The organism is Actinomadura sp. 3N407, from assembly GCF_052245875.1.
Classification (GTDB): domain Bacteria; phylum Actinomycetota; class Actinomycetes; order Streptosporangiales; family Streptosporangiaceae; genus Spirillospora.
Map to the genome: position 1 here is coordinate 67,538 of NZ_JBQQBP010000011.1, position 12,165 is coordinate 79,702.

Genomic DNA, 12,165 nt, shown 5'->3' on the forward strand with positions numbered 1-12,165 from the left:
ACATGGTGACCAGGTGGCTTCCTCCCCTCCCTGCCCGAGTACACACAGCCGCCCGGGGGCCGGTCGAGGCACAGGACGTCCGAACTGTGGCGCCGTCGACCCGCCGGCGTTTGTAGGTTGCTACACATGAAGCTGCGTTCCCTGCTCGCGATGCCCGCGTTGCGGCTTGAGGTCGTCACCGGCGAGGACGAGCTGGACCGGACGATCCGATGGGTCGTCACCACCGATCTCCTCGACCCGGGCCGCTACCTGCGCGGGCGGGAGCTCGTGCTGACCGGGCTCGTCTGGCGGTCGCGGCCCGCCGACTCCGAGACGTTCGTGCGGGCCCTGGCCGACGCGGGCGTGTCGGGACTCGCCGCCTGGGACCTCGCGCTGGGGGCCGTCCCGGACGACCTCGTCGAGGCCTGCCGCCGACACCGGCTCCCGCTGTTCAAGGTGCCCGAGGACGTCGCGTTCGCGACCGTCACCGAAGAGGTCGTCCGGCACCTGTCGGGTGCCCGCGCCGCGGACCTGACCGCCGTCCTGGACCGGCACCGCCGGCTCGTCGAGGGCACCGGCCTCGGCGCCGTCCTCGACCTGGTCGGCCGCGACCTCGGGATGCGCTGCCACGTCCTCACCCCCACCGGACGCGTCGTCGCGGGCCCGCGTCCGCCCGCCCCCGCCGCCCTGGCGAGGGCCTTCCTCACGGCGCCGCGCCTGCCCTGCCACGTCCCCCGGCTCGACACGTCGATCTTCGCGGTCGCCGAGGACACCACGTCCCGCGTGGCCGACTGGTTCATCGCCTGCGAGGGCGACCTCGCCGACTGGCCCGCCGAGCGCCGCACCCTCACCACCGAACTCGCCGCGATCGTGGCGCTGGAAAGAGCGCGCCAGAACACCGAACACCGCGTCGCGCAGGAGATCGTGACCGCCGCGGCCACCGGCGCAGAGATCGTCCCGGGACTGGAACGGGCGGGCTTCGCCCCGTCCACCGAGTTCACGGCGGTCGCGGCATCGGCCCACGGCACCCTGCGCCCGGGTGAACTGCGCACCGTGCTCGCGGAGGTCCTGCCGGGCACCCGGCCGCTCGTCGGCCTGCTGGACGACCAGGCCATCGCCATCGCCCCGGCGGCCGGGCAGGACATCGTCGCCGAGATCCAGGACGCCCTCAACGCGCTGGTCCCCGGCCTGTCCGCCGACGGCATCGCCGTGGGCGTCAGCGACACCGTGACGGCGGCCGGGCTGCGCGGCGCCGTCGAGGAGGCGCGTTACGCGCGCCGCCTGGCCGCGACCCGGCTCCGCATCTCCCGGACGCCCGGGTCGCACTCCCCCGTCCGCGTCGTCCGCCACGACGAACTGGCCACTCACGTCCTGCTGCTCGCCAGCGTCCCCGACGACGTCCGCCACATGTTCCAGGTCCGGCTGCTGGACCCGCTGCGCGCCTACGACGAGGCCCACGGCGCCGACCTCGTCCGCACGCTTGAGACGTTCCTCCAGAACTCCGGCTCATGGACGCGCTGCGCCGAACAGCTGCACCTGCACGTCAATTCCGTCCGCTACCGCGTTCAGCGCATCCAGGACCTCACCGGCCGCGACCTCTCCCGCCTGGAGGACCGGGTCGATTTCTTCCTGGCCCTCCGCCTCATGCACAGCCCCGGGGACGGATCGGGCGGCGAGGGCCGGCCGTGATGGCGGGCCGGTTGCCGTCATCAGGATCGGGCCACGTCAGGACGTGTGGCGGAGGATCGCGGGGACGACCGTGTCCCACGTGCGGCGCGGGAGTTCGTTGCCCGTGCCGGGCAGGGTGATCAGCTCGGCTCCGGGGATCTCGGCGGCGAGGGCCCGGCCGTTGCCGAGCGGGAAGAACGGGTCGTCCTCGCCGTGGATCACGAGGGTCGGCGCGGTGATGCCGCCCAGGCGCTCGCGCCAGCGCGGGCCGCTGTCCAGGGCGGCGAAGGCGGTCGCCATCTGGGCGGCGCGGTGCGCCTTGCCCGGGTCGGCGGCGGCGGGCGTGCGGTCGTGGACGCGCTCGATGTTCTCCCGGGCCTCGGCCTCGTCGAACGCCGGGCCGGACAGGTGGCGCACGTTCTCCAGCATGAAGGCGACGACGGACGCGCGGTCCGTCCAGTCGACCTCGGGCGGGTTCATGAAGTGGGCCATCAGCTCGGGCGCGTGCTCGGGCAGGTCGGAGTCGTTCGGGCCGGGCGCGGTGGGCCTCGTGGCGATCAGCGTGAGGGTGGCGACGCGGGCGGGACGGTCGAGGGCGAGGAGCTGGGCGATCCAGCCGCCGACCCCGAAGCCGGCGATGTGCGCGCTGGGCAGGCCGAAGGCGTCCAGGACGCCGGCGGCGTCGGAGACCAGGTCGCGCAGCGTGTAATCGGGAGCCTCGGGGTCGGCGGTCGTGGACCGTCCGGTGTCGCGCAGGTCGTAGCGGACGACGAACCGGCGCAGCGCCGCCAGGCGGGCGCAGAGATCGTCGGGCCAGGTGAGCATCGTGTTGCCCACCAGCAGGATCGGCGCGTCACCGACCTCGCCGAACGTCTCGGCGCACAGTTCCACCCCGTTGGTCTTGATGAAGTTCTCCATGAAGGGTTGGACTGTCCGGGCGCCGAGAACTCATCACTCGGGTGCGGCGATGGCGTTCAGGGCCTCGACGATGCTCGCCTCGGCCTTCGCCTTGTCGATGCCGAGTTCCGACAGGACGCCCGTCCCGTCCTCGAATTCGAGGAGGGCGAGCAGGATGTGCTCCGTGCCGATGTAGTTGTGGCCGAGGCGGAGCGCCTCGCGGAAGGTCAGTTCCAGGGCCTTCTTTCCGTCGGCGTCGTAGGGGATGAGATCGGGGACCTGCTCCGACTCCGGGGGAAGCGCGGCGGTGGCGGCCTGGCGGACGGAGTCGAGCAGGACGTCCTGCGCGGCGATCGCCTTGGCCGCGAGCGCCTGGGGCTCCGCCAGCAGGCCGAGGACGAGGTGGACGGGCCGGATCTGGTCGTTGCCCGCCGCCCGTGCCTCGTTCATCGTCGCCATGACGACGTTGCGGGCCCGCGGGGTGAACCGGGAGAAGCCCTGGGAGGGGTCGAGGTCGGCCGTCAGTCCCTTGGGGACGAACCGTTTCTGCGCGGCCTGCTTGGTGACCCCCATGCTCTTGCCGATGTCGGTCCAGGAGGCGCCGGAGCGCCGGGCCTGGTCGACGAAGTGGCCGATGAGGTGGTCGGCGACCTCGCCGAGGTGCTCGGCGGCGACGACCGCGCTGGTGAGCTGGTCGAGGGTGTCGGTGTGGACCTTCTTGATGGCGTCGATCAGCTCGTCGAGCCTGATCTGGCCGACCGGCCGGATGGGTTCCGTCATGCGTCAACCATAGGTTGACGATCGAGCATCGTCAACTCGGGGTTGACGATCACCAGCCAGCGGCCCCGGCGAACGTCGTCGCGTGCGGGTCGTAGCCGAGGACTTCACGGGCGGCGGTGATGTCGAGGGTGCGTTCGACCGCGAGATGGCCGATGGCGTACCGGGTCAGGCGCGGCGGTTCGGGCCGTCCGGCCAGCAGGAACACGCCTTCGGTGACGGCGGCGAGCGGGCGGGCGACGGCCGCGGGGATGTAGACGGGCCGCGCCCTGATGCCGCGCTCGCGGAGGATCTCGCGGAACGCGTCGTCGATCGTCACCGGGGAGGAGTCCGCGATGTTGAAGACCCCCGAGGTGACCGGGCCGGTCGCGGCCAGAACGCACGCCCGGACGAGGTTGCCGATCGAGGTGAGGCTGATCCGCTGCCGTCCCGTCCCGGCGGCGGGCAGCAGCGGCCCCCGCACGGCGGACAGGACGCGCGGCAGCAGGGTCGTGTCACCCGGCCCGTAGACGGCGTGCGGGCGCAGGATGATCGCGTCGCGGGCGGCCCGCAGGACGGCGCGTTCGGCGGCGGCCTTCGACGCCCCGTAGGCGTTCATGTAGCGGCTCACCGGCGCCTCGTCCTCGGCGGCCATGACGCTCGGGCGGAACGGGTCGTACACGCTGGCCGTGCTGACGTGCACGAACCGGGCACCGGGGAAGGACGCGAGGGCGTTGCGGGTCCCGGTGAGGTTGGCGGCGAACAAGTCGGCGGCGGGTCCCCAGTCGGTGACGCTGCCCGCGCAGTGGACGACCGCGTCGACGTCCGGGGCGTCTTGGACGGGGCCATGCGTGAGGTCCCACGACCGGTAGACCGCGCCGCCCAGATGGGCCGGGGCGATGGCGGGACGGCGGCCATGGGCGAACGCCGTGACGCCCTCGGACATGAGCGCCCGGCACACCGCGCCGCCCACGAAGCCCGAGGCACCCGTCACCGCGATCCTCATGGGGTCACCAGCTCGCGGAGGCGGTCGCGGTCGAGTTTGCGCGTCCGGCCGGAGCGGGGCAGCTCGTCCAGGACGACGATGCGGTCGGGGAGGGCGTCGTGGTCGATGACGTCCGGGAGAGCGCGCCGGAGCCGGACGGGCAGGTCGGCGGGGCCGACCACCGCCAGGACGACCTCCTCGTCGCCGGTCTCCGGATCGGGGACGCCCACGATGGCGGCCTCCGCCACACCGGGGAGCGCGGCGACCGACGGCTCGTACAGGCCCGGGTAGAGGTTGAACTTCCCGCGGATCAGCATGTCCTTCTTGCGTCCCGTGAGGACGAGGCGCCCCTCGTCCAGCCGCGCGAGGTCGCCGGTCGCCAGTTCGGCGAGCGGCTCCGTGCCGAGGTAGCCGCGGCACAGGCCGGGGCCCGACAGCAGCAGTTCCCCGTCGCCGGCGAGCCGCGCGGCGACACCGGGAAGCGGCGCCCCCAGGAGGTCACCGGACGCGGTGTGCGCGAGTTTCTCCTCCGCCGACGCGATCGCCACCGGCAGGATCTCCGTCATCGCGTAGACGGACAGGACCTCGGCGGACGGCGCCGCCGCGACGGCCCGCCGCAGGATCGCCGGAGGGGCCGGCGCGGCCCCGAGCAGCACGTACCGCAGCGCCGGCGGCAGCTCCGGGGACGCGTCCAGAATCTCGGCGAGGTGGACGGGAACGCAGAACGTGTGCGTGGCGCCCCGTTCCCGCATCAGCCGGGCGAAGTCGGCGGGTGCGCAGAACAGCGGCGGCATCGACCAGCGCGCCCCCGAGATCAGCGTCGGCAGCCCGAGCATGAGCTGGTCGGTGTGGACGACGTCGCCGTGGCCGAGCGGCAGCCGCGCCCGGAAGAGGTCGAGGGCCGCGGCGAGCGACGCCTGCGTGTGGACCACGGCGCGCGGGTCGGCCGTCGTCCCGGAAGTGAAGATCACGGCGGCGGGGGCGTCGGGGTCGGCGCCGGCGCCGGGCTCCGGCGCGTCCCCCCGCACCAGGCGCGCGAACGACAGCGCGCCCCGCGGAACACCGGGCAGCCGCCGTCCGACGTGAATGTGCCGCATCGGGTCCTCGCCCGGAATCTGAAGGTCGGCGAGGTTCGGCAGGAGCAGCCCGCGCCGCCGCGCATACGCCCGGACGGGACGCAGCCGACTGCCCGCGTACAGGACCGACTCCGCCGCCGACCAGCGCGGACGCGCCAGCCTCAGCCGGGCGGTGAACATCTCCGGCCCGGCCCCCGGATCGGCGAACACGACCACGCCCCCGGCCGCGACCACGCCCAGCGCGAGGACGAGCGACTCCGGCGAGGGCCGGACGGAGAACAGCACCCCGTCGCCCGCCGCGAGCCCGCCGGACAGCAGGCCGTGCCGGACGGCCAGCACCTGCCGCCGCAGCTCGCCGTAGGTGAGTTCCGCACCGTCCCCGGCGACGAGCGCGACGTCGCCGGGCGTCCGGGCGGCCTGGTCGAGCAGCCGCCGAACCAGTGTCATCTCGTGCCCCGCTCCGCGCGGACGGTCAGGTGCGCGTACGTCGGGATCAGGACGCCGCGCGCCGCCGCACGCCGCGTGATCTTGAGGGGGGCGGCGGCGAGCACCGTCCGGGCGACCAGCCGGATCTGCGCCATGGCCAGCGGATACCCGATGCAGAAGTGGGGTCCCGCGCCGAACCACAGCCGCCGCAGCTCGGGCGGGTGGGGGCGGTCGAGGTCGAAGGGGCCGTGGTCGCGGCAGCAGTTGTGCGTGGCGATCAGGACCCGGTCGCCGGGACGGATCGCGACGCCCCCGACCATGGCGGGACTGTGCACGCTGCGCAGCATGACCGGCGTCGGGGTCGTCACCCGCATGGCCTCCTCGATCGCCCGGTCGAGCAGGGCGCCGTCGCCGGCGGCGACACGGGCGAGCCGCCCGTGGTCGGCGAGAAGCGCGATCAAGCGCGGCAGCAGCGTGGCGACCGTCTCGGTACCGGTCAGGAAGAACGCCCCGGCGGCCCCGCGCGCCTCGTCCTCGGAGAGGCCGAGTGCCCGCATCCGTCCCATGACGGTCGACTCGTCCCCCGTCAGGTACGCCTTCGCCGCGATGTCGCCGAGCGGGTCCAGCACGGCGCGGGCCCGCCGCACCTGGGACGGGGAGAGCCGGCGCGTCCGCAGCGACACCATCGAGACGATGCGCTCGCCCTGCTCGAACAGGTCCCGGTAGGCCGCCTCGGTCTTGGTGTCCAGGCCGATGACCTCGCCGATCACCGCACCGGCCATCACCCGCGCCGCGTCCACCAGGTCGACGGTCGCGCCGCGTCCGAGGCGATCGGTGAGCCGGGCGAGCGGCTCGGCCAGGACGCGGGCGCACAGGGCCTCGGTGTAGGACGGGACGAACAGGTCGGTGAGGCGGCGGCGCAGAGCCCTGTGCGCGTCCCCCTCCATGTTGAGCAGGACGGACGGGCCCAGGACCGGCGTCCACAGCTCGCCCGGCGAGCCGGGGCCGTCCTTGCGGAACGTCCCGCCGTCCATGAGGACCTCGCGGGCCAGGGGCGCGTCGTTCACGACCACGCCGACGCCGGGCACGCGGACGACCGGGCCGCGCCGCGCCACCCCGCGCAGCAGCGGGTACGCGAACGGATGCGCGGTCAGGTAGAGGCGCCTCTCCCAGTTCATCGGATGTCCGCGACCGGGGGCCTGTAGCGGTGGTCGGCGTACCAGCCGAGCGTCCTGACCAGGCCGAACGCCCGCAGGCGCCGCACCGAGCCGTACATGACCACGTCCTTGCGCAGCCCGTAGGCGTCGGTCACGCGGCGGACGCGGTTGACCAGCTCGCGGTCCTCGTGGACGTCCTCGATGCGGGTGCGCGGGAAACCGCCCGCCCGCTCGTACAGGTCGGCGGTGATGGCGAGGTTGCAGCCCGGCATCATCACGTACGGGCCGAGGTAGAGCGGGTCCTGGTTGCCGGGCCGGAACCGTCCGAAGAGGGCGGCGAGGTCGATGACGGCCGGCAGCAGGCGCCGCTCCCAGAACTTCAGGGGGAACTCGTCGGTCCGGGGCAGCAGCGGCCCGCTGACCAGTTCCAGGCCCTCACCGAACGCGCGCCTCACCGCCGCGATCCAGCCGCGGTGCGGCAGGCAGTCGGCGTCGGTGCGGGCGACGTGCGTGGCCCCGGCGCTGATCGCGTGCCGGATGCCGGTGTCGGCGGCGGCCCCGGTCCCCTTCTCCGGTTCGTGGACGATCCGGACGTCGAACGCCGTGTTCTCGGCGGCGAACTCCTTGACGGCCTGGGCGGTCCCGTCGGTGCTGCCGTTGTCGACGACGACGAGCGAGAAACAGGTGTCGGTCTGCTCGGCGAGGCGGCGCAGCGTGGCACCGATAGAACGTTCCTCGTCGTAGGCGGGGATGACGACCCACAGGTTCATGGTCACAGCTCCGCGAACATGACACCGAGGCTGACGCCGCCGGCGAGGCCGATCAGCGCGACCCGGTCGCCGGGGCCGCAGCGTCCCCGCGCGCGGGCGGCGGCGATCTGGAGCGGAAGGCTCGCGGACGCCACGTTCCCGTGGTCGGGCAGCGTGACGACGAGCCGGCCGGGCGGGATGCCGAGGATCGAGCGGAGCACCTCGAGATACGGCAGGGTCACCTGGTGGACGGCGACGACGGCGAAGTCGTCCCATGTCAGGCCGGTCTTCTGCAGCGCGGTCGTGAAGATCTCCGGGCCGCTCGCGACGAACGCGTCCTTGAGCCGGCGCCCGTCCCCGCTGAAGTAGGTGAAGTCGGGGTCGCGGGGATGCATCGAGCCGCCCGCCGGGAGCGTCCCGATCCGCCAGGCGCTGGAGACGGCGGCGAAGTCGCGGTAGAAGATCCCGCCGTCCGGGGCGGCCTCGACGAGCATCGCGGCGCCGCCGTCCGAGAGGGTGTAGCCGGCGAACGCGTCGACGAACTGGGCGCGGTCGCGGACCCTCCAGCGGATCGCGCGGGACGGGCTCTCGCCCGTGCAGACCAGCACCCGCTCGTGCTGCCCGGTGCGGATCAGCGCGTCCGCCATCTGCAGGCCGTTCAGGAAGCTGTTGCAGGCGTTCTTCACGTCGAAGACGGGGCACGCCGCGCCCAGCTTGGCGGCGACGATGTGCGCGGTGGCCGGTTCGATGAGGTCCTGAGAGGCGGATCCGAACACCAGCAGGTCGATGCCCGCCGCCGGGATCCCGCGTTCGGCGAGGACGCCGCGGGCGGCGGCGACGGCCAGGTCGGACGCCTGCTCGTCGTCGCGCATGACATGGCGGGTGCGGATTCCGGTCATCCGCTCGACGATCGTGGGATGCGGCCGGTACCCGCCGTCCCCTGTGGCGCTCTCCGCCGTGACCCGGGCCTCGACTTCGGCGCTGGTGACCGTCCGCTCGGGCAGGTGCGCCGCGACGGCGGTGATGCGGGCTCTCATGGGCTGGGGTTCCCCCGGTTCCTCGTGCTCCGTGGACGATCAGACTCGCCGACCCCGGACGCTCCCGGACAGAGCGACCCTACGGAACACGGGGTGGGCGTTGTACCCCGGTTCGCCGTGAGTACCGCCACTCATCCGGATTGAGTACTACCGCGTTTCCACCGGGATCCGCCACCCGGCAGAATCGCCGGGTGACCAGCACAAAGATCGGGAGCGCGGCGCGCCATGAGGCGCGGCTGCTGTGGGCGGCCGACCCGGGACTGTTCGCGCTGCTGGAGGCGGGGCGCCACACCGGCCCCATCGCGCGCGTGCCGCGGCTCGGCTGGGTGGTGACGGATCCGGTCCTCGCCCGCCGCGTCCTCAACGACCACGCCGGCTTCGGCATGAACGGCGAGGGCGGCGTCGGCCACCTCTGGACACAGCTGTTCGGGGACGGGATGGCGCGGTTCTTCGGCGGTCCGGGGCACGCGGAGGTCCGGACCCGGGCCCGCGACCTGTTCACCGAGGGCGCCGCCCGCACGCTGGTGGAACGCTCCCAGGGCCCGTCCCACGCCGCGCTGGCCCGCCGCCTCGCCGCCGGGGAGACCGTGGACGTCGCGGACGCCGCCCGCGTCCTGGTCGGCCGGATGGTCGCCGACCTGCTCGGACTGCCCGCCGGGCGGGACGACGCCGCCCACCGGGACGTCTTCGCGGCCGGGGAACGGCTGGCCCGGCTGGCGATGGGCACGGCCGCCTCGACCGAACTCGACCCCGCGGTCATCGACCGGGCCCGCGCGATCGTGGACGAGATCACCGCCGGAGTCCCGCACGCCTACCGCACGGCCGGGCCGGACACGCTCCTCGGCCGCTGCCGCGAGATGGGCCTCGGCGTGCCGCTCAGCCGCGGGCTGGCGACCCTGCTGGTGATCGCCGGCACCGAGACGGGCGCGTCGGGGACCGTCCGCACCGTGGCGCTGCTGCACGACACCGGCGAGCAGCGGGCCCTGCTGGACGACCCGTCGCTCATGGACAACGCGGTGCGCGAGGGCCTGCGCGTCTCGACCCCCGCGCCCGTGATCGGGCGGCACGTGTCCCGCGACGCGACCGTGGCCGGGCGCCGGCTGCGCGCGGGCGACCGGATCCTGCTGCTGACCTATCTCGCCACCGGCGGCGCCGGGCCGTTCGACGTCCGCCGCGCGTACGTTCCCGAGACCCGGCAGCTGTGGTTCGGCGCCGGCCGCCACCTCTGCCTCGGCGCGGCCGTGGCGCGCACGCAGGTGGCCCGCATGCTGACGACGCTGCACTCCGGCGGCCGCCCCTACCGGATCGTCTCGCGCCGCGCCGCCCGCCGCGTCCTCGTGCCCGCGTACGCCGAACTGCGGGTGCGGCTCGCCTAGATCTCGGGGATCGAGGTCGGGACACCCGTGGTGGGGGCCGGGGCGGGCGAGTTCGGTTCGGCCGGGCCCTCGGGCACCGGTGCCTCGGGCCCCGGCGCCGTCGGGACGATCGGCTGCACCGGCCGCTCGGGCTCCCTGGGCGCCGAGTTCCACCACCAGAGCGCGAACGAGATCGCGAACAGCACCACGATCGCGCCGATCAGCTGGAACACGGCCCTCCGGTGGCTCGGCTCGCGGTACCGGCGCCGCCGCCGGAAGCCGACACCGCCGCCGGCCCGCCGGGCGCGCTTGGCGGCGCGGCGCATGCGCCGCCGCTCGCGCCTGCTCGGCGACCGGGCCCGCTCTCGTGCGCTCGGCTCGGTGAACGTGGCGCCTCTGACGAAGTCGTCGTCGAACATGGGCTCGTCGAAGTCTGCGGCCATGAGGTTCTCCGGCGCCGGGGGCGGTCGAACACCCAGGCTAGTCGACGTCCCCGGGCGGTTCCCCATCACATTTCTAGAATGCGTTCCATTCGAACGCCACCGTGACCGCGACGGACCTCACCGGCGGCCCGCCGTGAGTTCGATCAAGGTTTCACGGCGCGGGCGATCCGGCGTATTCGGGCACATGAGAACGCGGGCCGTCGAAAGAGACCTGTGGCAAGACCCACGATTAGACTGGAGTCTCATTTTCCTTGAGTTGGACTGAAACCAGTTCTACGGTGAGGACGAGCAGCCAGCCGTATCGGGAGGAAGCGCGCATGACCGCCACCGCACCTGACACCACCGTCCCCGCCGGATTCGACTTCAGCGACCCGGACCTGATGGCCGAGCGCGTCCCCCTCTCCGAGTTCGCGCTGCTGCGCCGGACCGGCCGCCCGTGGTGGAACGAGCAGCCGCGCGGCCGCACCGGTTTCGACGACGACGGCTTCTGGGTGATCAGCAGGCACGCCCACATCAAGGAGATCTCGCGCGATCACGAGCTGTTCTCCTCCGCCGCCGGCGGCGCGGTGATCCGGTACAACGAGACGTTCACGCCCGAGGAGCTGGCCTTCCAGCGCGAGAACCTCCTGCTGCACCTGGACCCGCCGCAGCACACCAGGCTGCGCAAGATCGTCTCCCGCGGCTTCACGCCCCGCGTGATCAACGCGCTGCACGACGCCCTGCAGGAACGGGCGGAGCGGATCGTCGCCGAGGCCCGCCGGCGCGGCGGCGAGGGCGACTTCGTCACCGAGATCGCGGCCGAGCTGCCGCTGCAGGCGATCGCCGAGCTGATGGGCGTCCCGCAGGCGGACCGGCGCCGGCTGTTCGAGTGGTCCAACAAGATGCTCGGCTACGACGACGCCGAGTACAACGCCGACCCGGCCGGCTCCGCCGCCGAGATCATCGGCTACTCCATGAACCTCGCCGAGCAGCGCCGCGGCTGCCCCGCCCACGACATCGTCACCAGGCTCGTCCAGGCCGACGTGGACGGGCGCGGCCTGACCGACGACGAGTTCGGCTACCTCATGATCGTGCTCGCCGTCGCGGGCAACGAGACGACCCGCAACGCCATCACCCACGGCATGATCGCGTTCATGGACGACCCCGGCCAGTGGGAGCTGTACAAGGCCGAGCGTCCCGAGACGGCGGCGGACGAGATCGTCCGGTGGGCGACGCCCGTGACCGCGTTCCAGCGGACGGCCGTCCGGGACACCGAGCTCGGCGGGGTGGAGATCAAGGCGCGCGACCGCCTGGCCATGTACTACAGCTCGGCCAACTTCGACGAGGACGTCTTCGACGCCCCGGCCTCCTTCGACGTCACCCGCTCCCCGAACCCGCATCTCGGCTTCGGCGGGACCGGCGCGCACTACTGCATCGGCGCGAACCTGGCCCGGCTGGAGATACGGCTCATGTTCGACGCGATCGCCGACCAGATGCCGGGCATCACCCGCCTGGGCGAGCCGCGCCGCCTCCGCTCCGCCTGGCTGAACGGCGTCAAGGAACTGCCCGTCCGCTACGCGTAGGCGCCCTCGTCCTGCTCTCCGGGACTCCGCCGTTCCCTGAAATCTAGAACCGGTTACAGTTGTAAGCGAATCTCG

General features: G+C 73.4%; 11 protein-coding genes. 3 read left to right on the plus strand and 8 right to left on the minus strand.

All coding sequences use genetic code 11. The features are described 5' to 3' along the window. Positions 1-126: 126 nt before the first annotated feature. Positions 127-1,668 carry a PucR family transcriptional regulator gene (locus ACTWPP_RS26450; protein WP_443107064.1) on the plus strand — a complete coding sequence of 514 codons (1,542 nt, stop codon included), beginning with the start codon at positions 127-129 and terminating at the stop codon, positions 1,666-1,668. A 36-nt stretch (positions 1,669-1,704) separates the two neighbouring features. Here the strand turns inward: ACTWPP_RS26450 and ACTWPP_RS26455 are convergent, their stop codons facing one another. Genes ACTWPP_RS26455 through ACTWPP_RS26485 form a run of 7 tightly spaced genes read right to left on the minus strand, consistent with a single transcriptional unit; the run spans position 1,705 to position 8,730 of the window. After that, a complete protein-coding gene (locus tag ACTWPP_RS26455) occupies positions 1,705-2,565 on the minus strand; it encodes an alpha/beta fold hydrolase (RefSeq protein WP_443107065.1) in 861 nt (286 codons plus the stop codon). Positions 2,566-2,598: 33 nt separating this feature from the next. Further along, positions 2,599-3,324 carry a Clp protease N-terminal domain-containing protein gene (locus tag ACTWPP_RS26460; RefSeq protein ID WP_443107066.1) on the minus strand — a complete coding sequence of 242 codons (726 nt, stop codon included), beginning with the start codon at positions 3,322-3,324 and terminating at the stop codon, positions 2,599-2,601. Positions 3,325-3,373: 49 nt separating this feature from the next. Continuing rightward, on the minus strand, positions 3,374-4,306 hold the full coding sequence (locus ACTWPP_RS26465) for an NAD-dependent epimerase/dehydratase family protein (protein ID WP_443107068.1): 933 nt from the start codon (positions 4,304-4,306) through the stop codon (positions 3,374-3,376). Then, on the minus strand, positions 4,303-5,808 hold the full coding sequence (locus tag ACTWPP_RS26470) for a class I adenylate-forming enzyme family protein (RefSeq protein WP_443107069.1): 1,506 nt from the start codon (positions 5,806-5,808) through the stop codon (positions 4,303-4,305). Before ACTWPP_RS26470 ends, ACTWPP_RS26465 begins: the two co-directional genes overlap by 4 nt. Beyond that, the gene (locus tag ACTWPP_RS26475; protein ID WP_443107070.1) at positions 5,805-6,965 is read right to left on the minus strand and encodes a cytochrome P450; all 1,161 of its coding nucleotides are present in this window, start codon (positions 6,963-6,965) and stop codon (positions 5,805-5,807) included. The genes ACTWPP_RS26470 and ACTWPP_RS26475 overlap by 4 nt, the downstream gene beginning before the upstream one ends. Next, a complete protein-coding gene (locus ACTWPP_RS26480; RefSeq protein WP_443107071.1) occupies positions 6,962-7,714 on the minus strand; it encodes a glycosyltransferase family 2 protein in 753 nt (250 codons plus the stop codon). Before ACTWPP_RS26480 ends, ACTWPP_RS26475 begins: the two co-directional genes overlap by 4 nt. Positions 7,715-7,716: 2 nt before the next feature. Next, positions 7,717-8,730: a 3-oxoacyl-ACP synthase III family protein gene (locus tag ACTWPP_RS26485; RefSeq protein ID WP_443107072.1), complete on the minus strand. Its 1,014-nt coding sequence runs from the start codon at positions 8,728-8,730 to the stop codon at positions 7,717-7,719. 191 nt (positions 8,731-8,921) lie between these two features. Here ACTWPP_RS26485 and ACTWPP_RS26490 point away from each other — a divergent pair, with 191 nt between their 5' ends. Continuing rightward, entirely contained in the window at positions 8,922-10,106 is a 1,185-nt protein-coding gene (locus ACTWPP_RS26490) for a cytochrome P450 (RefSeq protein ID WP_443107073.1), read from the plus strand. Here ACTWPP_RS26490 and ACTWPP_RS26495 read toward each other — a convergent pair. Continuing rightward, positions 10,103-10,528 carry an SCO2583/SCO2584 N-terminal domain-containing protein gene (locus ACTWPP_RS26495; protein ID WP_443107074.1) on the minus strand — a complete coding sequence of 142 codons (426 nt, stop codon included), beginning with the start codon at positions 10,526-10,528 and terminating at the stop codon, positions 10,103-10,105. The two genes, ACTWPP_RS26490 and ACTWPP_RS26495, sit on opposite strands and share 4 nt — an antisense overlap. 317 nt (positions 10,529-10,845) lie before the next feature. On the opposite strand from ACTWPP_RS26495, the gene ACTWPP_RS26500 reads away from it, so the two are divergent. Further along, a complete protein-coding gene (locus ACTWPP_RS26500) occupies positions 10,846-12,090 on the plus strand; it encodes a cytochrome P450 (protein WP_443107075.1) in 1,245 nt (414 codons plus the stop codon). Positions 12,091-12,165: the final 75 nt, after the last annotated feature.